This is a genomic window from Treponema sp. Marseille-Q3903 (assembly GCF_014334335.1).
Lineage (GTDB): Bacteria > Spirochaetota > Spirochaetia > Treponematales > Treponemataceae > Treponema_D.
This window is the reverse complement of record NZ_JACSEU010000001.1, coordinates 1443449-1466475: the sequence shown is the minus strand read 5'-3', so window position 1 is coordinate 1466475 and position 23027 is coordinate 1443449. Positions and strand designations below refer to the sequence as shown.

The 23027-nt window shown below is 35.0% G+C and carries 23 protein-coding genes; 3 read left to right on the top strand and 20 right to left on the bottom strand.

All coding sequences use genetic code 11. The features are described from left to right. Position 1: 1 nt before the first annotated feature. From H9I37_RS06645 to H9I37_RS06635, 3 genes are all read right to left on the bottom strand, one after another. Positions 2–814: a LicD family protein gene (locus H9I37_RS06645; protein ID WP_187381669.1), complete on the bottom strand. Its 813-nt coding sequence runs from the start codon at positions 812–814 to the stop codon at positions 2–4. Positions 815–819: 5 nt separating this feature from the next. Continuing rightward, on the bottom strand, positions 820–1437 hold the full coding sequence (locus H9I37_RS06640) for a glycosyltransferase family protein (RefSeq protein ID WP_187381668.1): 618 nt from the start codon (positions 1435–1437) through the stop codon (positions 820–822). A gap of 119 nt (positions 1438–1556) precedes the next feature. Next, positions 1557–1697, bottom strand: coding sequence for a glycosyltransferase (locus H9I37_RS06635; protein WP_187381667.1), 141 nt, complete (start codon positions 1695–1697; stop codon positions 1557–1559). A gap of 181 nt (positions 1698–1878) precedes the next feature. Between H9I37_RS06635 and H9I37_RS06630 the strand changes: the two genes are divergently transcribed. Continuing rightward, positions 1879–2760, top strand: a complete 882-nt coding sequence (locus tag H9I37_RS06630; RefSeq protein WP_187381666.1) for a glycosyltransferase — start codon at positions 1879–1881, stop codon at positions 2758–2760. Here the strand turns inward: H9I37_RS06630 and H9I37_RS06625 are convergent. The 6 genes from H9I37_RS06625 to H9I37_RS06600 are packed head-to-tail and all read right to left on the bottom strand — an operon-like array spanning position 2751 to position 9748. Further along, positions 2751–3650, bottom strand: a complete 900-nt coding sequence (locus tag H9I37_RS06625) for a glycosyltransferase family 92 protein (protein ID WP_187381665.1) — start codon at positions 3648–3650, stop codon at positions 2751–2753. The two genes, H9I37_RS06630 and H9I37_RS06625, sit on opposite strands and share 10 nt — an antisense overlap. Positions 3651–3667: 17 nt before the next feature. Continuing rightward, the gene (locus tag H9I37_RS06620) at positions 3668–4792 is read right to left on the bottom strand and encodes a rhamnan synthesis F family protein (RefSeq protein ID WP_187381664.1); all 1125 of its coding nucleotides are present in this window, start codon (positions 4790–4792) and stop codon (positions 3668–3670) included. A gap of 11 nt (positions 4793–4803) precedes the next feature. Then, positions 4804–6255: a flippase gene (locus H9I37_RS06615; RefSeq protein WP_187381663.1), complete on the bottom strand. Its 1452-nt coding sequence runs from the start codon at positions 6253–6255 to the stop codon at positions 4804–4806. Positions 6256–6278: 23 nt separating this feature from the next. Continuing rightward, complete coding sequence (locus H9I37_RS06610) at positions 6279–7985, bottom strand: capsule assembly Wzi family protein (protein ID WP_187381662.1); 1707 nt, start codon at positions 7983–7985, stop codon at positions 6279–6281. Between the two features lie 55 nt (positions 7986–8040). After that, positions 8041–8991 carry a dTDP-4-dehydrorhamnose reductase gene (gene rfbD, locus H9I37_RS06605; protein ID WP_187381661.1) on the bottom strand — a complete coding sequence of 317 codons (951 nt, stop codon included), beginning with the start codon at positions 8989–8991 and terminating at the stop codon, positions 8041–8043. A gap of 31 nt (positions 8992–9022) precedes the next feature. Beyond that, on the bottom strand, positions 9023–9748 hold the full coding sequence (locus tag H9I37_RS06600) for a DUF6675 family protein (protein ID WP_187381660.1): 726 nt from the start codon (positions 9746–9748) through the stop codon (positions 9023–9025). A 147-nt stretch (positions 9749–9895) separates the two neighbouring features. Here H9I37_RS06600 and H9I37_RS06595 point away from each other — a divergent pair, with 147 nt between their 5' ends. Beyond that, complete coding sequence (locus tag H9I37_RS06595; RefSeq protein WP_187381659.1) at positions 9896–11086, top strand: pyridoxal phosphate-dependent aminotransferase; 1191 nt, start codon at positions 9896–9898, stop codon at positions 11084–11086. A 122-nt stretch (positions 11087–11208) separates the two neighbouring features. Continuing rightward, positions 11209–12699, top strand: a complete 1491-nt coding sequence (locus H9I37_RS06590; RefSeq protein ID WP_187381658.1) for a glycogen synthase — start codon at positions 11209–11211, stop codon at positions 12697–12699. A 20-nt stretch (positions 12700–12719) separates the two neighbouring features. On the opposite strand, the gene H9I37_RS06585 is transcribed toward H9I37_RS06590, so the two are convergent. The 11 genes from H9I37_RS06585 to H9I37_RS06535 all read right to left on the bottom strand — a co-directional run bounded on the left by H9I37_RS06585 (position 12720) and on the right by H9I37_RS06535 (position 23002). Next, positions 12720–14627 (bottom strand): WD40 repeat domain-containing protein, encoded by a 1908-nt coding sequence (locus H9I37_RS06585; RefSeq protein ID WP_187381657.1) that lies wholly within the window; start codon positions 14625–14627, stop codon positions 12720–12722. Then, positions 14627–15739: a M50 family metallopeptidase gene (locus H9I37_RS06580; RefSeq protein WP_187381656.1), complete on the bottom strand. Its 1113-nt coding sequence runs from the start codon at positions 15737–15739 to the stop codon at positions 14627–14629. The genes H9I37_RS06585 and H9I37_RS06580 overlap by 1 nt, the downstream gene beginning before the upstream one ends. Beyond that, the gene (dxr, locus tag H9I37_RS06575) at positions 15736–16824 is read right to left on the bottom strand and encodes a 1-deoxy-D-xylulose-5-phosphate reductoisomerase (protein ID WP_187381655.1); all 1089 of its coding nucleotides are present in this window, start codon (positions 16822–16824) and stop codon (positions 15736–15738) included. Before dxr ends, H9I37_RS06580 begins: the two co-directional genes overlap by 4 nt. Before the next feature lie 8 nt (positions 16825–16832). Beyond that, positions 16833–17669: a phosphatidate cytidylyltransferase gene (locus tag H9I37_RS06570; protein WP_187381654.1), complete on the bottom strand. Its 837-nt coding sequence runs from the start codon at positions 17667–17669 to the stop codon at positions 16833–16835. A 27-nt stretch (positions 17670–17696) separates the two neighbouring features. Further along, entirely contained in the window at positions 17697–18401 is a 705-nt protein-coding gene (gene uppS, locus H9I37_RS06565) for a polyprenyl diphosphate synthase (RefSeq protein ID WP_187381653.1), read from the bottom strand. Between the two features lie 6 nt (positions 18402–18407). Then, positions 18408–18950 carry a ribosome recycling factor gene (gene frr / locus H9I37_RS06560; protein ID WP_187381652.1) on the bottom strand — a complete coding sequence of 181 codons (543 nt, stop codon included), beginning with the start codon at positions 18948–18950 and terminating at the stop codon, positions 18408–18410. A gap of 72 nt (positions 18951–19022) precedes the next feature. Continuing rightward, entirely contained in the window at positions 19023–19856 is an 834-nt protein-coding gene (tsf, locus tag H9I37_RS06555; RefSeq protein WP_187381651.1) for a translation elongation factor Ts, read from the bottom strand. Between the two features lie 2 nt (positions 19857–19858). Beyond that, positions 19859–20725 carry a 30S ribosomal protein S2 gene (gene rpsB / locus H9I37_RS06550; protein ID WP_187381650.1) on the bottom strand — a complete coding sequence of 289 codons (867 nt, stop codon included), beginning with the start codon at positions 20723–20725 and terminating at the stop codon, positions 19859–19861. A gap of 131 nt (positions 20726–20856) precedes the next feature. Beyond that, on the bottom strand, positions 20857–21447 hold the full coding sequence (locus H9I37_RS06545) for a Maf family protein (RefSeq protein WP_187381649.1): 591 nt from the start codon (positions 21445–21447) through the stop codon (positions 20857–20859). Between the two features lie 79 nt (positions 21448–21526). Next, positions 21527–22312, bottom strand: a complete 786-nt coding sequence (locus H9I37_RS06540) for a HEAT repeat domain-containing protein (RefSeq protein ID WP_187381648.1) — start codon at positions 22310–22312, stop codon at positions 21527–21529. A 69-nt stretch (positions 22313–22381) separates the two neighbouring features. Continuing rightward, the gene (locus tag H9I37_RS06535; RefSeq protein WP_187381647.1) at positions 22382–23002 is read right to left on the bottom strand and encodes a hypothetical protein; all 621 of its coding nucleotides are present in this window, start codon (positions 23000–23002) and stop codon (positions 22382–22384) included. Positions 23003–23027: the final 25 nt, after the last annotated feature.

Below are 23027 nucleotides of genomic sequence, written 5' to 3'. Positions count from 1 at the left end.
TTTACTCTTTTAGATACGCATCCATATCGTGTGAAATTCGTTTATCTTCATCAGGTAACTGCATGTAGTCACCATAATAGTCTCTTAAAACTTTATCATAGTTTTTAAATGTAGTATATTCCTTGCCTTCAAATTGTATTTTTGTTTGTTCAAATTCATTTGACATGATAAATTTTGTGTTCGGTTCTGAAAACAAAGAACAAAACCATGTGTTTGAATCTGAGTTTGCGTATTTATCGGCGAGCTTTGCGATGCGTACTTTTTGATTGATTATAGAATATATTGGAGTGACAAAAAATTTAATTAGATTGTATTTAATTAAGCCCGGAACGCTGTGACCTTGGTATTTTTTTTCTATTGAATAAAAGTAATATTTTCTCATTTTGTACAATTTATTTTGGAAAGCTTTCTGATTTTTTTTATCTTCCGGAATTTTGTCGTACACAAATATGTCGATCCAAAGAGATGTCTTAAACTTATTTTTTATATTCTTTTCATACACGACAGTATTCGTATCTATGATTTTACAGTACTGGTATGCATAATCTTTATCGTAAGGAGTTTTTAACACAATATTTTGAGAGATGTGGTTGCCTTTTTCTTTTAATATCTGTTGCATTTTATCATAATCTTGACGCTGCATGATGACGTCTATATCATCGTCCCAAGGAATAAAACCTTTGTGTCTTGCAGCTCCAAGCAATGTTCCGTATGCGAGATAATATTTTAAATTATTTTTTTCACAAAAATCGGCATAGACGGAGAGGATATTATTTTCTATTTTTTTGATTTCATCGCTATTTAGTTTTTTCACTTTATCTATAGTCCTTTTAATAAATATTTTAAATAATGGAATATATGTTTATATTTTAACGGGTGAATGTACTTATAATTTTCAAAAAAGTAAACTGTATTTTTTACTCGACCTGATAAATTGTTTTGATTTAATAAAAATTTTTCTATATTTTCTATTTCTTTGGCGTTTTCTTTATAAATATTATTTTTCTTTAAGTTTGAAATCAATTCCAATCTCGAAATATAAAACTGTTCCGCTTTTATACTTTTTCTAGTTACTTGTAAAGAATGCTGCCGATACAAAGTTACAATCTCTGTCGTATAAGAAAACTTGTTCTGTGCAGAAGCTAATGAAGACATCCATAAATCATGATATTCTATGTTTTCTGGGAAAGGTAACAATCGCTCTGCAAATTCTTTTGTCATCATCATTGAAGCACCTTGAAAACAATTTCCGCATAATAAAATTCTTTTTAATATATCTTTATTCGTTTTAAAAATCTTAGGCGAAAATTTATTGCTATTAAAAAAATCAATTCCGGTAGATTTACCATCATCGTTTACTATAAGATTGTTTCCGCATATTAAATAGCTATCTTTAATATTTTCAACTAAAAGCTGAAGGTGATTTTTGTCCAGCAATCATCTTGATCCAAGCAATATATTCCCCTTTACATAAAGAAATCGCTTTTCAAAATTTAAATCCAAGATTAGTTTCATTTATAAACAATTTTATTCTTGAATCTTAGCTTTATATTCGTTTATATGTAAACTGTTGAGTCTGTAGAACAATCGTCGCAAATTATAAGTTCAAAATCGGTATGTGTTTGATTTAATATTGAATCTAATTGACTGCGAAGATATTTTTCTCCATTGAATGTTGTCATCGCTATAGAAATCATTTCATTAAAATTTTAGCATATATATTTTTTTTATTCCAGTAATTTTATTAGGCTGAACTTATACTTTCAAACCATCATCAAAATCGTTATGATAGTTATAGTTTTTATGTAAAAAAGCGTTCTCAAAGAATATATCAAAATTGATAATTAATAGTGTGTGAGAATTGGAGTGATAAATAAAATGAAGATAGCTTGTACTGTGATATGGTATAACCCAATTGAATCTGTAGGTGAAGCAGAATGTATAAAAAATATACTCACATATTCAAAATTTTTTAAATCAGTCTATATAATTGACAACTCACAATCAGATAACGCTTTTCTAGCAAAAAAAATCGATAATGCGATTTATATTCCAAATATGAAAAATAAAGGAATTGCTGCTGCATTGAATCAGGGGTGCGAAAAAGCGCTCGATGACAATTTTGACTGGATAATGACGATGGATCAGGATTCTTCATGGGATTCTGTCAATTTGACGAATTATCTGAATTACGTCGAATCCGCATTTAACGAAAACAATAAGATAGTCAGTTTTGCAGCAAATGCAAACTTAAAACCTACAGCAAAAGTTGAGATAATTAAGCAAAAAATAAAACAAATTATAAAAAAAGCATTAAAAATTAAAAATAAACTCTCGCCGATTCATCAGTGTGAAAGAGTGCTTACGAGCGCAAATATAATTAATTTAACTGCATGGAAAAATGTTGGAAAATTCAACGAGTGGTTATTCATCGATGAAGTAGACCATGAATTTTGCTATCGTCTCAGAGATGCCGGATATTTAATCATAATAAATGATAATATTGTTTTTAAACACAGTTTAGGCGATGATAAAAAAACTTTTTTTTACAAAATCAACAACCATTCGGATTTCAGATTGTTTTATATAATGCGAAATAATTTATTTATACAAAAATATTACCCGAATTACTCAAAACTTTTTGAATATAAAAAAAATCTGCGGAAACTGATAATTCAAGAGTGTATTTTCAGCATAAAATGCATAAATCACTGGAAGATATACAAAAATGCAAAAAAAAGCCTAAAAGATTACAACTGAAGCCTCTTTTTTACTTCCTCCGCATATCTTAAGATCGAATCATCAAAGACATCATTAAAATCGTGAGGAGAATGCTTAGAATTTGTTTTATTTCCATACCATTTTTTCCCAAATCCTTTTTGAACTCTTTTTTCAGATTCTTCTAAAGATTTTGATGCGTAATGATGTAGACTCAACAGCTTATAAGTTCTGTTTAAATTATAAAAATCATCCACAAATTCATCTTCATCATTGATGTTGTGATTATTTTTGTAATATTTTGGATTATGCGCACAAGAAAACCACATAACTTTTCTTGGATTTGCGATTGTCTTTATATGTTTATTTGCATCATATTCAAATTTCGAACGTTGTAAGTACGATTCGATCACTAAACCTTCAGGTTTTGAGATTCTTCCTGAAGAGCCGAAACAAAGCCAATTTATACATATTCCACCAACATTTTTTTTTGAGAATTGTTTATCGATGATATCTTGAAGTGTTGAAGATGAATCTGTAGGTACAATAAATTCATCGGCATCTATAAAAACCATATATCTTGTTTTAAATCTGTATCTTAGTATTGCATCTGTATAAATTTGAACTTGTGGGTAAGTTTCTGCGTTGACATATTTATACGTTACAATGCCATCGTCAATATATTTTTGAAGAATAAATTTTGGATTATCTGTACTTTTATTATCATAAAGATAAAAATGAGTATTTTGTCCAGAAATCAATCTGTGATATTCAATCCATTCTCTTATGTAGTCAACTTCATTTTTAAATATCAATACATAAGAAATGTTGTATTCGTAAGTATCTTTTTCTTTATCATTTCTAAAGAAAAATGAGTAAACTTTTTCAAGAAAGAACCTAAAATCTATAAATGATTCATAAAGTGTTTTCATAGAACTCCTATAATAATTTAATATATCAACTTGGGCTGAATTGATTTTATATAATCTTTTGTTTTTTTGATATACTTTGCAGATTTTCCATATTCACTATCTTTGTCTAAAACTTTTTTCTTGACCAAAGGCATTCTATAATTGAGCATAAATTCCAAAGGGTTAGAAATCAGTTCATAATCTTCATGCAGATTTTGTATGCCGTATCTTTTATAAACGGCAAATCCATCAAAATTGTGGAATTCCAAAAATTGAGTCAGCTTCATCTCGTAATAAAAAATAATATTTTCGGGAGACTCTTGTGGTTTTACGTAAGAAAAAAAGCTGTCCATCACATTTGATTTGATGACTGAATTGCGCAATACGAAAAAATAAGATTGTATGTGAAAACAGATAGTAGTTGATGAAGTCAATCCCCAAAAATCACACTTTATTGGCTTTGCTTGCTCTATCACTTCCGAAAAAGGAAAAATCGGTCCGATACAAGAATCATTGCAAAACAGCAGTTCATCGACATCTTTTAATAAATTGTTTTCTTTTAAAAATCGATATCCGATTTTATATGACCCAAAATCGTATTCGTTGTGTTTTATAAATTTACAAAAATAAACCAAATCTCGTATTTTTGATATTTCGTCTTCAAAAACAGGGTTGTCGCCGATTAAAATAATGTTATCGACAATCTCTTTTAATCCTTTTAGATAAAAAATAACATCATCGTGGATTTTGCCGTCATTTGAAAAACTCGCAAAAATTGCAACTCGCTTGTGCTTTGGTTTTTGCAAAGCAAATTTTCTTTCGATTTCTATGCAATTGCTTGGGAATGATATATCATGTTTGTCTTCAATGCTTTTATGATCCTGCTCAAAGCGAATCAGCGGATTTCCATTATTTTTAAAAAATAATTTATAATAATTTTCATATTTAATGGAATCAAACTCAGGAGAGAGATTATAGCCGCATAAGTAGCCTTTTGTAAGATAATGTTCTGCACAATCGACATTCTTTGGAATGTTATAAGTTTTTCTATAAAAGGCTTCATCAAAATAAGAGCTTTTTTTTATTATAGCAATCAATTTTTTGAGTTTTTTATTTTGTAAATAGTTTTTTACGTTCTTTTTGAGTATATTTATAAAAAACAAAAAACATCTCCTTATCTTTTATTCTTTGTGTGTTTTATTATTCTATCATTTAATAAAAGTAAAATTTTAGTTTTTAAAAGAAAGCATATCGCAAAATATACAAAAATACCTATAAATAATCCGCCTATTAAACGAATAAATTGATTTTTTACAACAACAAAAAATAAGTAAATAGATATGACCATTATAAGTGAAGATAAAATATATTTCCATTCTTCTGAAAAACAACGATATTCTTTTATAAACGGTCGCGCAAAAATCAATTTAATGATGTTTACAGTTGATTCTGCAAAAACTGTTCCGATTGCAGCTCCTACCGCTCCAAATTTAGGAATAAGGATAAAATTTAATATGATATTTATAAAAGCACCCGCAATCACAGGGTAAAGGTTCAATTTATCTTTGCGAAGAGGGATAAAAATTTGGTCACCGATAGCACCTCCTGTAAGGATAAAAAATAAAATCGGTGAAATAATCCTGCTCACATTGATTGAATCAAAAAATTCTATTCCGCATAAAATATAGATGATCGGTTCGCTCAATATGAAAATACCGAAAGTGGCTGGGATACACAAAAATTCTATCACGTTTATAGATTTTTTAAACATTTCACCGAATTCCGATTTAGACGAATTTTCAGACATATACGAAAGGCGAGGTACAATCACAACACTGACAGATGCCAAAGCAGAAATCGCTATGCGAATCACTTTTGTACCGGCAGTGTAAAGTCCAACTTGTGTATCATTGGAAAAAAGACCAAGCATGTTTGTGTCTAAAACATTGTAAATGCTTGAGGCAACGACGATTCCAAAAAAAATAAAAACCGGCTTAAAATGTTTTAATATTTTTTTAGGATTCACAATCCTGATTTTTATGAATTTTCTTGAATGAATGAAATTTAGAAAATTTGAACCTACATATGTTATTACAGTTATAAAACAATACTGTAAAAAATCATTTTCATCTCTTACTAAAACAAATAACAAGATTAAACCGATTATTTGGAAAAGTATTGACCTTATTGTTATATATAAAAAATCTTCTTGTGCGCTATAAAACCATTCAAGTCCTAAAACCGAAAAAATCATTGTTATAGACGAGATTAAAAGCAACGGAATATATTCAGTGTATTTAGGAACTGTAAATATAACGCTAAAAAAAATTAAATATGCAAAAAGAGTTGAAAGAAGGTTTAAAGTGAACACTTCGGAACAAAACTGATTGAGCTTTTCTTTGTTTTCACGAATTTTTGAAGCTTCTCGAACAGCGTATGTATAAATCCCTAATCCTGCAATCACAGAAAATAAAGATACTGTTTGATTAGCAAAATTTACTTTTCCAATTCCTTCAGGGTGCAAAATTTTAGATGCGTATGGGAAACTGATGAGAGGAAATATTAAAGACATTATAGAACGAACAAAATTCAATACTGCATTAACTTTGACAGATTTTATTCCCATAAAAAAACACACCTTATACAAAATTAAAATAAATATTTTAGACTAATTTCTATATGTAAATTGTTTAGTTTTTCTGATGTCTCAAGGGTATTTTTGTAATGAGGATTAAGGATAAAGTCATCAACAAATTTATATGCTACATAAAAATTCGGCTTGATAAAATATTCACCGCTGATTCCAAATGCCAAATTTGCTTTATAAGAGTATAACCCTTTGTTGTTCCATAAAAGATATGCATAATCATTGTCGACATTGTAATGATGCAAGAACAAGCTCACTGAACAATTTTTAAAATACATCTTATATGAAACATACTGACTGTTTGTGGAACCTAAACCGCATCCCAACAACTGCCCTCTGTTTGTGTAGCCTTGACCTATTTGCGCATGAAAATAATATGAATAGTATGAAATCCCTGATGCGCGGTGTATGTTTTTTTCAATAGCATTCCATTCAAAAATCAACTCGCTTGCGATTATCGGGGAGCTTTTATGATTAAATACTTTTTTTAACCCTAACGTATAAATCATCGTGTCATAAGGATAATTTAGTATTCCTTTAATTCCGTTAGGGGTATAATCATCAACTCCGATTTCCGCAAAAAACTCAAATCCCGCCTCTTGGAAAACCCAATCAACATAAACCGAAGCTTTTTGATCTTCTCCAATTCCTGTTATGTCATTTGAACTGTAAAACGGATTAATGTATCTCCAAAAGTTGTTTCCCCAGCGCGTAAGACACACTTTTGTGATTCCGGCAGTCAATCCTTTGATAAATGAAGGTGAGTAGGAAAAGTTAAACCCGTTGAGTAAGTTTTTGTCTAGTTTGCCGTCATTGTCAAAATAATCGCTTTCTGTAAGCTGCCCAATCCAGATTCTAGTTTCAAACTTGCCGAGATTCCACCTGAGTTTTGGAACAATTATATCAGTCTTCCTAAAGCCAAAGTCAAGTTTCGGATATGTACCCGCATTATTGCTTCCAAGCATAGGATTAAGCCATGCAGGTCCGAGCCATGGAGACTGAGTTCCAAACCCTACAGTAAAATTGTGGTAAGTATATCTGACTTCGGAATCGCCCCAGTCAAACTGAAAGTATGATTTATCCCCAAACCGTTGTGGGAGATCTATACCTTTATTTCCGCCGTATCCCCAAATATATGCGTACTTATTGTCATACGCAGATGGCATCAATTCAAATTCTTTATTCTGACTAAACGTAACAACAGGTTTAAAAGTTCCTTCAAATCCAAACGCCTCGACTCGAATTCCGCCTGTCAAAGAGCTGTTATACCCAACTCCTTGCCATAATGCGCCGTCGTTTTGACCATAAGGAGCTGCCGTGTTATAAGAATTAAACCATTCGGGTCCGAAAACTTTAGCTTTTATTCCGTGGTAAAATCCGCTGGAAAACCAGTTTATTCCCTGCGACTCGCTTTCCCAAAGTATGTGTGTTGTGCCGAGATTGTTGTTTTTCCAAAAATTTTTGTCTGTTTGATTTCCGGGAATTACAGTTTTTGAAAATGTTCCGTCTTCATTTTCCGTAATCTTTTCAACAGGTAAAAATTGCCATCGGCTGTCGCTCAAAGTTCTGTAGCCGAGTGTAGGGCGCTCAACGATTCCCTGAAGCGAAAGAAAATCGTAATATTCTTCTTCGACTGACTTTAGCGCTTCTTGCGAGAAACACAATGCCGAAATGACAAATAAACTTGTAAAAAAAGATATTTTTTTCATTTATAAATTCCTTTTTATATCCATGTAATAAAGGCGTTTTTACTGCTGACTTTTTTTATAGCGGATTAAACCTTTCGTTTTTCATAAATTTTTCAAGGCTTTGCTGCCAGCTTGGGATTTTTATCTTCATCGCTTTGATTATTTTTTCTTTGCTCAAGACAGAATATGACGGGCGAGCGACTTTTGCGCCGAATTCTTGCGTTGTGCATGGGTTTACCTGACAGACATTTGTTATGCGTCCTGTCTTGCGTCCAAATTTATAGATTTCTGTGGCAAATTCAAACCAGCTTGTCTGTCCCGAATCAGTAAAATGATAGATACCGTAAGACGGAGCGCTGTCTTTTCCAAAAAAAGATTTTGCGTTATCTGATTTTAAAATGAGTTTCAGTATTACGTTTGCCAAATCTACGGCACAAGTGGGAGTCCCGAATTGGTCGTTTACAACTTTGACAGATTCCCGGCTGTTCATTGCCTTAGTCATCGTGTAGACAAAATTGCGACCGTCAAAGCCATATAGCCATGCTGTCCTTATTATGTAATATTGATTCATCTCTTTGCAGATAGCATCTTCACCGGCCGCCTTTGTTTTTCCATAAACTCCGAGAGGGTCTTTTTCCATCTCTTCTGTATATGGCTTGTTTCCTTCCCCGTTGAAGACATAATCTGTTGAAATGTGAATCAGTCGAGCTCCGATTTTGCGTGCTTCACGCGCTATATTTCTAGGACCGTCTTCGTTTAGTTTTGAAGCAAGCTCTGTATCTTCTTCGGCTTTATCGACATTTGTGTAAGCGGAGCAGTTTATAATCCATTTTATTTTTCTCTCTTTATATGAAAGATTTGACGGAAAATATGAATCAGTTTCAACCGACTTGGAAAAAGCCTCTAATGCCTGCGGATTTGTTATATCAACTTCTCTGTCAGTCCCGATCCATGGTAATTTATTTTCTTCAAGCTGGCGTGCAATTTCTGAACCAAGCATTCCTTTACAGCCAATTAACCAAATCATTTTCAATTCCTCCCTAGAATTTTTAAGGCAATTAAAATTTCTTAAATATAAACGTACAAAAAGCCCTGATTCTGTTTATAAAAGATGTTTGAATTCTCTCTGTAAAAAATGGAATTCGTGGAGCATTTACGCCGCCGATTCCATAAAGTACCCAATTGTCTCCATCTCTAAATAGCAAAATGCATATTCGCATTCTTTCCGGCCAGATACAGTCGAATTTATCAAGATAACGGAGTTTGTTTGTGTTTTTCGCAATGTAAAGAATTGTTTCTTCAGATTTTGTCATCTCGATGTGTTCATTGACAGTCCCGAAAGGTTCCATTTGCATATCAGCTTTGATAACAGTTTTATCATCTGACGTGTATTTTTCTGTGATTGTTGCAGAATCGTAAAGGTTATACCACGCTTCCGCTCGCACTGAATAATACGGAATTCCTGCATAATCGGCCACATTGTTTAAAAGCGCCTCAAGACGTTGAGGCAAATCTTCGTTTCCTTTATATCGCTTATACTGAATTACTTCTGCAAGGTATTTGGGATTTAAGTTATGAATCTCCGATAAAAGAGAGTCTGCAACAGGCGAAAGATTTTTATTCAAGCATATATTTTTTTCAAAATTTATATTTTTAATTACGATTTCACCTGCTTCCAACTGATTTTTTTCGTCTTTTGAGAGTTTTTCATTAAAAGGATTTGAAAAACATGAAAGAGAAATTAAACAGACTTCAAGAAAAATCAACAACAATCGTTTTTTCATTGTCATACGATTATATTGCAAATCGATGTTATATTCAACAAAACAAAGATTTTCTGACTGCTGAGCCTTAAATAATAATACAATCTGTTTCTTTGAGACGGTGATTTATTTTTGCAACCGGCCGAAGTTTATGTTATAATCACCATCATGATAGCTAAAAAAATTAAAGCATTAGTGGAAAGCCCGTCTGCCGGAGTAATCCGCAAGATGTTCGAAGAAGGTTCTGCTCTTAAGGCAAAGTACGGTGAAGATAAAGTTTTTGATTTTAGCATCGGAAATCCTGACATCGACCCTCCTTCAAAAGTGATAGAAGCGATAAAAAAGGTTTGTGAAGAAGAGACTCATCTGTGCCATGGGTATATGCCAAATGCAGGTTATATCGAAGCTCGCAAAGCAATGGCTGATAAAACTTCGAAAGAACAGGGAGTTCCTGTAGATTTTTCAAACGTCGTTATGTCTGTAGGAGCTGCCGGTGCTTTGAACGTCACTTTTAAAGCGCTTTTAAACGAAGGTGAAGATGTGATAGTTCCTTGCCCATACTTTGCAGAATATGATCATTACATACACAATGCAGGCGGCGAAATTGTGCGGGTGCGAACTTCAAATGATTTTGGAATAGACGCCGAAGCTATCGACAGCCTCATAAATGACAACACTGCCGCCGTTCTTATAAATTCTCCGAACAATCCGACAGGTCGTATCTATTCCGATTATGAAATAAGCCAGCTTGTTGAAGTGCTTCAGGAACACGGAGATAGAACAGGGCGATATCCGTATCTTATATGTGACGAACCTTACCGTGCCATCACTTACGGCGGAAAAAAAGTCGCTTCTGTTTTTGACAAATATAAATATTCGATTGTCGTGACAAGCTTTGCAAAAAACTTGAGTCTTCCAGGAGAGCGAATCGGTTATATCTGCGTAAACCCCGAATGCCCCGAAGCAAAAGATTTTATAGCCGCTGCAATTTTTTGTACACGAACACTCGGCTTCGTAAACGCACCTGCATTTTTTCAAAAAGTTATAACAAAATCTTGGGATGCAGAATGCGATTATTCGACTTACGAAAAAAGATGCGAAAAGATATGCGAAGTGATGGACTATGCAGGGCTTCGTTACAACAAACCTGATGGCGCTTTTTATCTTTGGGTAAAAGTTCCGCAAAAATTCAACGACGATGATATGGCGTTCGTAAATCATTTAAAAAAATACAATATACTTTGTGCACCGGGAATCGGTTTTGCAGGAAAAGGTTGGATTCGTCTTGCTTATTGCTGTAGTGAAGCAACAATTTTAAACAGTAAACAGGCATTCAAAAAAGCTGTAGACGGAGTGTGATAAAAATTACTTCCTTGTAATTTTTATCACGAAAGTTTACTTCGCGCGTTTGCGCTGTGTAAACTTTGATTCAGCGCCTCCATGCGCTGCCGCTAACGCGGTGTTTAATAGGAGATGTAAGAATGAAAATTTTAATGGTGACTTCAGAGATTGTACCGTTTGCAAAAACAGGCGGACTTGCAGACGCTGTGTCTGCACTTGCGATAACTCTAGAAAAACAAGGGCATGATGTAAGGGTTGTGATGCCTCGTTATTATAAAATTGACAGGAGCAAGCTCAGCGCTATTGAAGAGCCTCTCGCTGTTGCAGCAGGGCAGGTTGAAACATGGGTAAAAGTTTACAGCTCTACTTTGCCAAATTCAAAAGTTCCGGTTTACTTCATAGACCACGAAGGAGCGTTCGGGCGAGATGGTATTTACGGCACAAAAGCCGAACCTGATTTTCACGACAATCCTTATCGCTCTGCATTGTTGTGTCACGGAGCTTTTCAAATATGCCGAATGCTTGGCTGGTATCCAGATATAATGCATGCTCACGACTGGTTTTGTTCTCTTGTTCCTGTTCTGTTAAAACACGTTTGCCGAAACGGATATTTTGCCCACACTGCATCTATCCTCACAATCCACAATTTAGGTTATCAAGGCTGGTATCCAAAAGATTCATATCCGGCTCTCGGAATCGGTTGGGATCTTTATTACGGAGCTGGTTTTGAAAGAGACGGTTCTATCAACTTGCTGCAAGCAGGTATTTCGTCAGCAGATATGATTACAACAGTATCTCCGACTTATGCAAACGAAATCCAGTCAGTTGAAGGCGGATTTGGACTTGACGGATTGCTCAGAGTTCGTTCAAATGTTGTACGTGGAGTTTTGAACGGTTGCGACCTCGATGTATGGAATCCAAAAACAGATAAGCTTCTGCCTGCTAATTTTGATTATAAAAACATCGCAAACAAAGCTCTTTGTAAAAAGGCTTTGCAAAAGAGAATGGGACTTTCCGAAAATAAAGATGTTCCTGTAATCGGAATAATAACAAGGCTTGCAGACCAAAAAGGTATTGCAGAAATTTTTGCACCTAATTACGGAAGCATCTATGCGATGTGCAAAAATATGAACATTCAATTTGCAGTGCTTGGAAGCGGTGAAAAATGGTGTGAAGACGAAATAAACACACTTCAATCAAATCTGCCTAATCTTCGTGCGTATATCGGTTATGATGAAGGACTTAGTCACCTCATTGAGGCCGGTTCTGATTTCTTTTTGATGCCGTCTCGTTACGAACCTTGCGGTCTAAATCAGATGTATTCTATGCTGTATGGAACATTGCCGATAGCTCGCAGAACAGGAGGGCTCGCAGATACAATTGAGCAATACAATGAATCAACAGGAGACGGAACAGGATTTTTGTTCGATAACCTGACTCCGGGTGCGATTTATGACACTGTCGGTTGGGCTGTCCATGCGTACTACAACAAAAAGGCACACATTGAAAAAATGCAAAAACGAGGCATGCAAAAAAACTTCAGCTGGGAGCAAAGCGCTAAAAACTATGTACTTGTTTACAGCGACGCACTGTGGCGAGGCTGCGGTATAAATACAGCTGACTGGAAATAAAAAAATGCACGAGTTTGCATTTAGAACTCATACCACTGCTCGTCTTTTGTAAGATACCAATCGGCGAGCAGTTTCTGGTCGTTTGGTCCGCACCATGAGATACTTCCATTGTTGTTCAAAATGACAACTCTGTTTCCGTTTTGAACGATGCTCTGCGGAATCGAAGCCGAGCGATTATAAGCAAATCTTTTCTTTGAATTCAAATTGTAGCAGTAGACTTTATTTCGTCCGATGTTTGTAAATAAGTTAGTTCCGTTTAAATATGTAAACGCTTCAGAATCTTCATTTGGAAATTTAAGGATATTTACAATCCTTTTTGTTGAAGTTTCATAAGAAAATACATAAGTGTTCAACGAAGAATCATCTTGAATTACATTGATTCCGTAAATTGTTTTTTCGTCTGCACTCAACGCATAGATAACGTTCCCTTTTATGTTTACAGGAACTGTTTCGAGCGTTTCTGGATTTACGCTCAGCAACGGCGACTTTGGATTTGTCGAAGCTGATTTTGCAACGTAGACTTGTCTGTCGTTCATATAAACTGCATCTTGAATTCCGGTTCCTGTATAAACTTCTTTGATATACTCTGTCTGAAAGTCATACATATAGACAGAACCATTGCTTTCAACTTCAACAATAAAATCGTCTCCGTCAACTGTGCAAATACGAAGTTGTTCAACATTATTCTTAGGCGTATACAGTGTTTTTGAAGTTTTTTTATCAAGGTCAAGTTGAATAACCGGCATTTTATCTGATTTAGACCATAGAATCACATTTCCATCTTTATATTTTGTAATTCTGTTTTGACCGTTTGTCGTATACAGTTTGTTTATAACACCAGTATCATACGAAGACTGGTAAATTGAAGATGCTGTCAAAAAGTAAAAATCAGTTTCGGAAGGAGCCATTCCGTAAATCTTTGAATATGTATTTTCAGTTATAGGATTTAACGTTTCAGATATAAAAGATGGTTCAACTTCTGTTTTATAGATTGCGCCGTCTCGTCCGCCGAGATACACGTTTACGGCATCTTTACAGGCAGTCGTGATGACAGAACTTCCTCTAGGTCCTTTCATCGTCTTTACTGTGCGAGGATTAGAAACTTTACCTTCGTCCAAGTTTTCAAGCATTTTAATTTCGTAATTGCTTCTTCCATCGTTTTCAAGATAATAAAGATTATAGTCGGCAGAAGATGATAAAATTATAGGATTTTGTGCTGAAATTTTAGAGATTGTTTTTCCGGCTGCTGTCACATAAATCGAGTTGTCTTTTACGCCTGCAAACAATTTGTTTTGATTAAACATCACAGTTTGATTCAGTCCGTTTACGATACCGAGTTTTTGTTTTAGCATTCCAGTTTGCATGTTGTAAAACGAAAGTGTTCCAGACGGAGAATAAAAAACACAACTTTTTTCAGATTCACTTGTAGTCACATAACTGACAATCCCTGTGTTTCCCTTGATTTTATCTACAACTTTCCAGCCGTTCGTGCGGATAAAAACAGCACCATCTACAGTTGCTGTTCCGACAATCAGATAAGTCCCTTTTGAGGAATACGAAAGTGAAGTGATCGAATCTGAAAACTTTTTTTGATATTTGCGGTTAAAAGTATTAAAATCCCAAACTGTCACTTTATTGATAGAGCCGCCATCAGTTTCATATAGCGCAATGTCATTTCCATCAGGCGAAACAGCCAACATTTTTATTGCAACATCGGAAAACTGATAATGTTCCCCTTGATTATCGAACGACCATTTTATTACAAAACCGTCATCAGAGGCGCTGTAAAAAGAACCGTCATTGTTTCGAACAGTCACTGGCAGTATTTTATTTACTTGCTGCTGATGCGATTGTGTAGACATGTGAGACTGAGCATAAATACAAAAAAATAAAGCTGTGATAATTCCAAAAGAAATTATTTTTTTCATCAATTTTTACCTCTGTTTATAAAATATGTGATATCGCCTTTCAATCCTATAAAAAATAACAAAATGATGACAGCGAGGCCTACAAATTGTATGTAATATTGAATTTTAGGATTTATTTTTTTATGAGTGACAAATTCAATCAACGCTAAAAGAATTAAACTTCCGTCTAAAACAGGAATCGGCAAAAGATTCATGATAAAAAGAGAAATACTTATCATTGAAAATAGATACAAAATGCTGATAAAACCTTCTTTTTTTCCTGAAGCAAAACTTTCTTGAATTGTAGAGCCGAGCAAGTCTGTCACACGAGCAGGTCCGCTGACTGCATTGTTTAAATCGACTCCTTTGAATAAAATCCCGATACTTTTTATTGTGAGTTTCACTGCATTTAATGTATCTAAAAATCCATGTCCGATAGTTCCGAAAAATCCATATTTTGGGGTACTTTTTTCAAGAACTTCAGAAGAATCTGCCACAACTCCAATCTTTCCTGTCCCATCTGATTTATTGATTTGGGTGTGCATTTTAAAGTCTAAAATCTGTCCATCGCGGTCAACTGTCACTACAATATCTTCATCAGGTCTTGAACCGATGTTTTCGATTATGTGTGAAAAATCATCAGTGTTTTTCCCGTTTACTTTTATGATTTTGTCGCCAGTTATCAATCCCGCATTTTTTGCAACTTTGCATGAAATTTCATCTGTAATTTTTATCTTGTTTGAATATGTATAGTAAGTGTATCCGATTCCTACAATTAAGGTGTATGCGATAAATGCGAGAAAAAAGTTAAAAAAAGGACCTGCAAAACCGATAAGAGCACGCTTAATCGAATGAACGCCATATAAAGAGTCTGCCTCTCCGTCAATGAATGGCAATTTTTCTTCTATCGCTTTTTGAAAATCTTTTTCACCTTTCATTCCGCAATATCCGCCAATCGGAAAAAGAGAAATTCTGTAATCTGTCCCTCTGATTTTTTTATGAAGAAGAATTGGCCCCATACCTATCGAAAAAGTTTCAACTTTTACGCCAAACAATTTTGCGGCAAGAAAATGTCCCAGCTCATGAAATAAAATCAAAAAACACAAGCCAATTATGCCAAATATCCATTTCATATCAACTCCGTGGCAATTTTGCGCGCTTTTTTATCTAATTCAAAAACAGTCTCAAAAGAATCAAGCCTTATATTCCAGTCTTTATCAAGCACGCTTCTGACAATTTTTGCAATCTTCGTATATTTGATCTTTCCGTCTAAAAATGCGTGAACTGCAACTTCATTTGCCGCATTAAAAGCGACAGGATAACAGTTTTTAAGTTTTACACATTCAAAGGCATAATCAAGCAAAGGAAAATCATCTGTCCTTGCCTTAAAAAAAGTCATTTCCTTATCAAAAAGGTCAAAAGGCGGCAGGTATGTTTTTTTATTTTCAGGCCAAGTAAGCGCACTGAAAATCGGATGTTTCATATCAGGGTCGGAAATCTGAGCATAAAGCATTCCGTCGTTCGCTCTGACTAAAGAATGAACCAAGCTTTGAGGATGAACTACGACTTCAATTTGATCTGCGTTTACATCAAACAAAAAGGCGGCTTCTATAACTTCAAGCCCTTTATTTGCCAACGTAGATGAATCGACAGTAATCTTAGGACCCATTTTCCAAGTAGGGTGATTTAGAGCCTGCTCAAGTGTGACGTTTTCAAGCTGCTGCTTTGTGTAATTTCTAAATGGGCCGCCGCTCGCCGTGATTATTATTTTAGATATATTCTTTTTTCCAATCTTTTCAACAAGATTAAAAATTGCAGAATGCTCTGAATCTACAGGAAGAATTTTTGCATTTTTAGATTGCGCTAATTCTTTTATAAGTAGACCTGCCATGACGATTGTCTCTTTATTTGCCAACGCAAGGTCTATTCCATTTTGGAGTGTGACTTTAGATGGAAGAAGGCCTGCGCTTCCTGCAATTCCATTTACGACTATGTCAGGTTTTGACTGCTCTATAAGTTTTTGGAATGCCGCTTGAGAGCTGTCTTTTGAAGTAAGCAGAGAAGGGCAATTGTATTTTTTGCTCAATTCTGCGAGTTTTTTTTCATTTAAATTAGCCTGAAGCCCACATACTGAAAAATCTTCAGGCATGTTGTCTGCTATTTTTAGTGCATTTGTTCCAATTGAACCAGTACAGCCGAGAACTAAAACTTTTTTCATAATCCTGTTTATTTTATCAAAAAATTATAACCGATATAGAAAATCGGTCCTGCAACTAAAATCGAGTCGATTGAATCGAGCACTCCACCGCGACCCGGAATCAAATTTCCACTGTCTTTTACTTCACACGAACGTTTGAAGACAGATTCAACAAGGTCGCCAGAAATGCCAGCCAAAGAAGTAAAAATTCCTAGAATGATGAGATTCAGATACGGTACATCAAAGATTGATGGGAAAAAAACTTTAAACAATAACCCACAGCCTGTAGCACATACGATTCCACCTGCGAATCCTACAACGCTTTTGTTCGGGCTTGCAGCGACAACTCCGCGCGTTCCTTTACCAAATAAAATACCGAAAAACCATGCAAAAGAATCACACATAAATACATAAACTAAGAACAGTGAAATCACATATCTTGAATTTTCTAACAATGCCATTCTCGAAAGGAATGTAAGCAAAAATCCTGTATAAAAAACTATCAAAAGTGAAAATGCGATTTTAGAAGATGATTGTTCAAACGATTTTTGAGAAAAACATTCAAAAGCCATCAAAAAAATGATTTCAAAAACAAAAAACCATTGTGTAACATCAAAAGAAAGACCTGCCAAAGTAAATATGTATGAAGAAAAAGGAAGCAATGCAACAAGAATCAAAACTATTTCTTTTGAAAACAATTTATATTTTTGTGAAAGCATGTCGTGGAATTCACTTGCACCTAAAACTGCAAAAATTCCAATGACAATTTGCAACGGCAGATGGTACATAAAATTAACATATACAAGTGAGAGCACCAACGGTACACCGATAAAAAATGTTAATAATCTTTTCAATGTTTTTGACATAAACCAATTCCTTTTGAATTTCATCGTTTATTTTTCAGCACCAAACCGTCTGTTTCTGTGTTGGAAAATTTCTATATTTGAATAAAATTCTTCATTTGAATAATCAGGCCACAAAGTATCTGTATAAACTTGCTCAGCGTACGGTATGTGCCATAACAGATAATTGCTCAATCGTTTCTCTCCGCCGGTGCGAATTAAAAGATCAACATCTGGAGACTCTGGCATATCCATATACTGAGAGACAAGTTTTTCATCTATATTTTCCGATTTTATATTGTTGTCGACGATTTTTTTTATTCCGCGTACAATCTCATTTCTGCCGCCGTAGTTTATTGCGAGGTTTACAGTCATTCCTGTAAAATCCTTAGTATCCTCTATCGCTTTTGCTATATCTTTTTGAACAGATTCCGGCAACCCTTTAAAATCACCGATATGGTTGATTTTAATTTTATTTTTTTTGTAAAAGTTTAGTTCACCGCACAGATGTGAGTGAATAAGATTCATGAGAAATCCGACTTCCTGCTGGGCACGTTTCCAGTTTTCTGTAGAAAAAACATACAGAGTCAAAAATTTTATACCAAGGTCTGATGAAGCTTTTACAATTCGTTTTGCAACATGAAGACCTTCGTTGTGACCAGAAGTTCGCGGTAGATTCTTTGCTTGAGCCCATCTTCCGTTGCCGTCCATTGTAATTGCGACATGCAGCGGAAGATTTTGTTTATCGATAGACATAGAAAATCAGTTTAATATTTCCTTTTCTTTTGCATCGTAAATTTTGTTGATCTCATCGATATATTTATCTGTCAATTTTTGAAGTTTATCAGTTTCAGCCTTAAGTCCATCTTCCGTAAGCTCTCCAGATTTTTCCTGTTTTTTAAGGTCGTCGTTGCCGTCTCGGCGGATGTTGCGGATTGCTGTTCGGCTGTTTTCTGCAATTGTCTTAGCCTGTTTTACTAGTTCTTTACGACGATCTGCTGTAAGAGGAGGAATTGCGATACGGATTACTTTTCCATCGTTTGACGGGTTAAATCCAAGATCTGCAACTTGAATAGCTTTTTCAATTTCACCTATAAGAGATTTATCGAACGGAGTAATGATGACAGAACGTGCTTCGGGAATTGCAATTGAAGCAACCTGATTGAGAGGCGATTTTGTGCCATAGTAATCTACACGTACCTTATCAAAAATTGCAGCATTGGCACGTCCGGTTCTGATTGTATTGAATGAATCTTTTAATGAAGCGATTGTTTTTTCCATGCGTACTTCGTTAGTTTCTGCCATATTGGTCTCCTGATTTGTATAAATTAAGAAAGCTGTCCAAAAAACAAATTTTCGGACAGCTTCAGTATTTAATTATTTCCCAAGCACAAAAAGTTTTGCAGTTATAAATTTCAGAGTTGCACCGTTTTCTTTTCCAACTTCTGCAATCTTTGCAATAACTGTTTTTTTGTCATCTTTTACAAACATCTGGTCTTCAAAACAGATTTCAGCAAGGTGCTTGTTGATTTTACCAATCAAAATGCCTTCTTTCACGTTTTCAGGTTTTGAAGCCATCTTTTCGTCCTGATCCATCTGTGCTTTGAAGATTTCTTTTTGTTCATCAATGTAAGACTGTGGAACATCTTTTTTAGATATGTAAGACGGGGTAAATGCTGCAATGTGAAGACAACAATCATACGCAAATGTTTTTACTGCATCAGAAGTTGAACCTGAAATCACCACAACTGCACCTGTCTTTTTATCTGAGTGAATGTAGAATGAACCAACTGAATTCTCAGGGATTTCAATAACTTCTACTTTAGAAACAGCCATGTTCTCTCGAATTTTTACTGCAAGGTCTTCCATCATTGCTTTTAGTTCGTCAGAAACTGATGTGTAACCTTTTGCAATTATTACATCGAGCATCTTTTCACCAAGTGCAATGAAATCTGCGTTTTTAGCGACAAAGTCAGTTTCGCATGTCAGTTCAACAACGTAAATTTTGTTTCCGTCCTGACGGATGAACAAGCGACCTTCTGTTGTTGCTCGTTCTGAACGTTTTGCTACTGCTGCAAGTCCTTTTTCTTTAAGATATTTTTCTGCTTCTGCACTGTCACCGTTACATTCTGTAAGGGCTTTTTTGCATTCCATCATGCCGGCACCTGTTTTTTCTCTGAGTGCCTTTACGTCAGCTGCTGTAATTGCCATAATTAATCCTTATAAATCCTATCTTCATCGACGAGGCTGTCTTTTTCATCAGCTTCTACATCTTCTTCTTTTACTTCTGTCGGCTGGTAGTTAGAATAGTCTACTATTTCTTCGTCTTCATTCTTAACTGCTGCATCCGTTGTAACTTCTTCTTCATCGTTCAAGTTTTCGAGAATCTTGAGACCTGCTTCATTGTCAGATTCAATTACAGCGTTAGCGATAATTGAAGTAAACAGTGAAATTGCGCGGATAGCGTCATCGTTGCCCGGAATAGGGAAGTCGATTCCTTCTGGGTTACAGTTTGTATCAACGACGGCGATGATAGGAATACCCATTCTGCGAGCTTCAGCAACTGCGAGCTGTTCTTTGTGCGTATCGATAACAAAGAGAACACCCGGCAGCTCTTTCATTTCTTTTATACCGCCAAGGTTTTTTTCGAGCTTGCTTTTTTCTTTAAGTAAAGCTGCTACTTCTTTTTTTGTAAGATTTTCAAAAGTGCCGTCAATTTCCATCTTTTCGATTTTTTTTAGGCGTTGAAGTGATTTTTTGATTGTAGAGAAGTTTGTAAGCATACCACCAAGCCAGCGGTTGTTTACGTAATACATTCCACAGCGCTCAGCTTCTTTTTGTACAGCTTGCTGTGCCTGTTTTTTAGTTCCTACAAATAGAACTGATTTGCCTGATGCAGTAACTCTGCGTACTTCATCATAGCCGTCTTTGATTGCAGCAATTGTTTTCTGCAAATCGATAATGTGGATTCCATTGCGTTCTGCGAAGATATACTTCTTCATACGTGGATCCCAACGTCTTACCTGATGTCCGAAGTGAACTCCGGATTCCAAAAGGTTTTTCATTGTTACTACTGCCATGAGTAACTCCTTCACGGGTAAATTCTTTTAATCGTATAGAATATACCACCAAACTCTATTTCTCGTACCCATACGGGCCGGAGGATTACGGTTAAGCAGAATCACAGATTTTGTTTAACCGATTTTCAAAGCTATTCTAAAATAGAATAACCTTGTTCTTTCAATATATCATAAAGTTCAAAAACAGGCAATCCTACTGCTCCAGAATATGAACCTTCTATTTTGCTTACAAAACACGATGCGAGACTTTGAATACGATATCCGCCGGCAGCTCCATGCCATTCTCCTGTCTCTGCATACCATTCTATTTCCTGTTGAGACATAGGTGAAAAAGTTATATCAGTTTTACAGATTCTGCTTGAAATTTCGCGAACCCTGCCATTATACAAAACAATTGCAGTTACAACAGTATGTTTTTTACCTTGCAATTGACTTAGATACTCTATAGCCTGCTGATGAGATTGCGGTTTTCCGAAAATTTTTCCTTCAAAGACAATCACAGTGTCTGCGCCCAAAATCCATGGAATCTCCTGACCTGAGGGGAGAGAATGTATCACAGCAGAAATTTTTTCACGCGCAAAAACCTCTGGTATGAGTTCAGGCTCCTTTACCGTAGATAATGTTTCGTCTATGTTTGGAATAATTACCCTGAATGGGATTTTCAGCATTTTTAATATGTCTTGCCTTCTAGGTGAAGAAGAAGCGAGGATTATCGGTTCCATAATATATTTCCATTATTTACATAAAAAATCCCGTGATTAACTCACGGGAATCAAACAATATTATAATTTTGAATCTAATCTATTCTTCAACGACAGAAGAGTCGGAAGATTTTGATTTTTTTTCAGATTTCTTTTTCTTATCGCCGTTTCCATTTGATGAAATAGATTTCAAAAGTTTGTATGCTTTCTGGCGAACAGGCGTAACATAATGGTAATCAACAGAAATTCTTGAAATCGAATCTATCATTGTTTTTCTGTTCTCTGTTGAATTTGCAAGTGCCTCAAAAGCATTCAAAACTTCAAGGGCAAGTGAACTTGTCGGATTTAAAACTTGATTGCGTCTGTTAGCAAAAGCAATCGCTTCAACAGTTTCATCATTGTTGTTTATTCCAATCTGTCCGAGAGATTTTACAGCAGCAGCGATTACCATCGGTTCATTGTCAGCGACAGCAATTGAAATCAAAGTGTTCTTTGTATGCTCAGTAGGGACTTTTGCCATCAATAAACAAGCTTGACGTCTTATTTCAGGAAAATTGTTTGTAACTCTTCCCTTTGTTCTCGATTGCGAAGTGATACCTTCACCTGCGAGCCTATCAAGCGCCTGAATAACAGAATCGGAAGTATTGCCTTCGTCAAGAGCACTTTGCAAATATTGTAAAGCTACGAGTTTATTATCATAGTCATCTGATTCTGCGAGTGTCATAATGATGTCTCCATCAACATCAGTTAAATATTCGCTTTCTACAGATGTTTCTTCCTCTTTGTCACTATTTTTTTTACTCTGAACTTTTTGTTCCTGAGCAAATACAAAAACTGATGATAAAATCAGAAAAGTTGAAATCAAAACTTTTTTAGAAATATACATAAGGTTCCTCCGTTGTATACAACAATTCAATCTATTATAAAATATCGGGTTCAAAAAATCAATGTAAAACTAATTAAGAGTAGGGATTTGAACAAGCCATTTATTATTTATTTTGACAAAGTAATAATAAACGATAATTCCTCCGTTTTCTTTTACATCTACAGCTTTTATATTTGTTTTAGAAATATAGCGGATTTCTTTTACTTCGCTTCGTTTTCTTGAAGGAATAAAAACGTACTTAAAATAGTCTCCAATTCCATTCAAGATAATTGCTTTGTTAGGCAATTTTTTTTGTGCCGCTCTGATGTTTGCAGGATTTGTATAATATCTTTTTGATGCAGGGTCGATATATTTTAACCATTCTTCAACATTCTCTTCATCCATGATTTTTTGGAGTTTGCCGATAATTCTTAAAACTTCAGTTTTGTCTTCGTTGAATTCTTTCTTTGTTACAGTGTCCTGCATAGAAAGCTCTTTTGTAGAACGTTTGTACTCTTCATCATCAGTTCCAACTTCATCGTTGACAAGCTCAACTTCATCGTCAAAATTTTGCGATTTTTTTTGCTCCGCAGTTGTTTTGATGTTCGGCGCTTCTGTCTTTGATTTTTTTTCATTTGCAGGTGTCGTCCCGCATGAAATCAAACTAATTCCCAAAATAATAGCAGCTATTGCAAATTTGAATTTTTCCATAGATTGAAGTTTACATCTATTGCCC

Coding starts and splice junctions, on each gene's coding strand:
- H9I37_RS06630 (WP_187381666.1), top strand. CDS start 1,879: ATGAAGATAGCTTGTACTGTGATATGGTATAACCCAATTGAATCTGTA.
- H9I37_RS06585 (WP_187381657.1), bottom strand. CDS start 14,627: ATGAAAAAAATAATTTCTTTTGGAATTATCACAGCTTTATTTTTTTGT.
- rpsB (WP_187381650.1), bottom strand. CDS start 20,725: ATGGCAGTAGTAACAATGAAAAACCTTTTGGAATCCGGAGTTCACTTC.
- H9I37_RS06580 (WP_187381656.1), bottom strand. CDS start 15,739: ATGAAATGGATATTTGGCATAATTGGCTTGTGTTTTTTGATTTTATTT.
- H9I37_RS06635 (WP_187381667.1), bottom strand. CDS start 1,697: ATGATTTCTATAGCGATGACAACATTCAATGGAGAAAAATATCTTCGC.
- H9I37_RS06625 (WP_187381665.1), bottom strand. CDS start 3,650: ATGAAAACACTTTATGAATCATTTATAGATTTTAGGTTCTTTCTTGAA.
- H9I37_RS06545 (WP_187381649.1), bottom strand. CDS start 21,447: ATGGAACCGATAATCCTCGCTTCTTCTTCACCTAGAAGGCAAGACATA.
- uppS (WP_187381653.1), bottom strand. CDS start 18,401: ATGTCTATCGATAAACAAAATCTTCCGCTGCATGTCGCAATTACAATG.
- dxr (WP_187381655.1), bottom strand. CDS start 16,824: ATGAAAAAAGTTTTAGTTCTCGGCTGTACTGGTTCAATTGGAACAAAT.
- H9I37_RS06600 (WP_187381660.1), bottom strand. CDS start 9,748: ATGAAAAAACGATTGTTGTTGATTTTTCTTGAAGTCTGTTTAATTTCT.
- frr (WP_187381652.1), bottom strand. CDS start 18,950: ATGGCAGAAACTAACGAAGTACGCATGGAAAAAACAATCGCTTCATTA.
- H9I37_RS06610 (WP_187381662.1), bottom strand. CDS start 7,985: ATGAAAAAAATATCTTTTTTTACAAGTTTATTTGTCATTTCGGCATTG.
- H9I37_RS06570 (WP_187381654.1), bottom strand. CDS start 17,669: ATGTCAAAAACATTGAAAAGATTATTAACATTTTTTATCGGTGTACCG.
- H9I37_RS06595 (WP_187381659.1), top strand. CDS start 9,896: ATGATAGCTAAAAAAATTAAAGCATTAGTGGAAAGCCCGTCTGCCGGA.
- H9I37_RS06535 (WP_187381647.1), bottom strand. CDS start 23,002: ATGGAAAAATTCAAATTTGCAATAGCTGCTATTATTTTGGGAATTAGT.
- H9I37_RS06615 (WP_187381663.1), bottom strand. CDS start 6,255: ATGGGAATAAAATCTGTCAAAGTTAATGCAGTATTGAATTTTGTTCGT.
- H9I37_RS06590 (WP_187381658.1), top strand. CDS start 11,209: ATGAAAATTTTAATGGTGACTTCAGAGATTGTACCGTTTGCAAAAACA.
- rfbD (WP_187381661.1), bottom strand. CDS start 8,991: ATGATTTGGTTAATTGGCTGTAAAGGAATGCTTGGTTCAGAAATTGCA.
- H9I37_RS06540 (WP_187381648.1), bottom strand. CDS start 22,312: ATGTATATTTCTAAAAAAGTTTTGATTTCAACTTTTCTGATTTTATCA.
- tsf (WP_187381651.1), bottom strand. CDS start 19,856: ATGGCAATTACAGCAGCTGACGTAAAGGCACTCAGAGAAAAAACAGGT.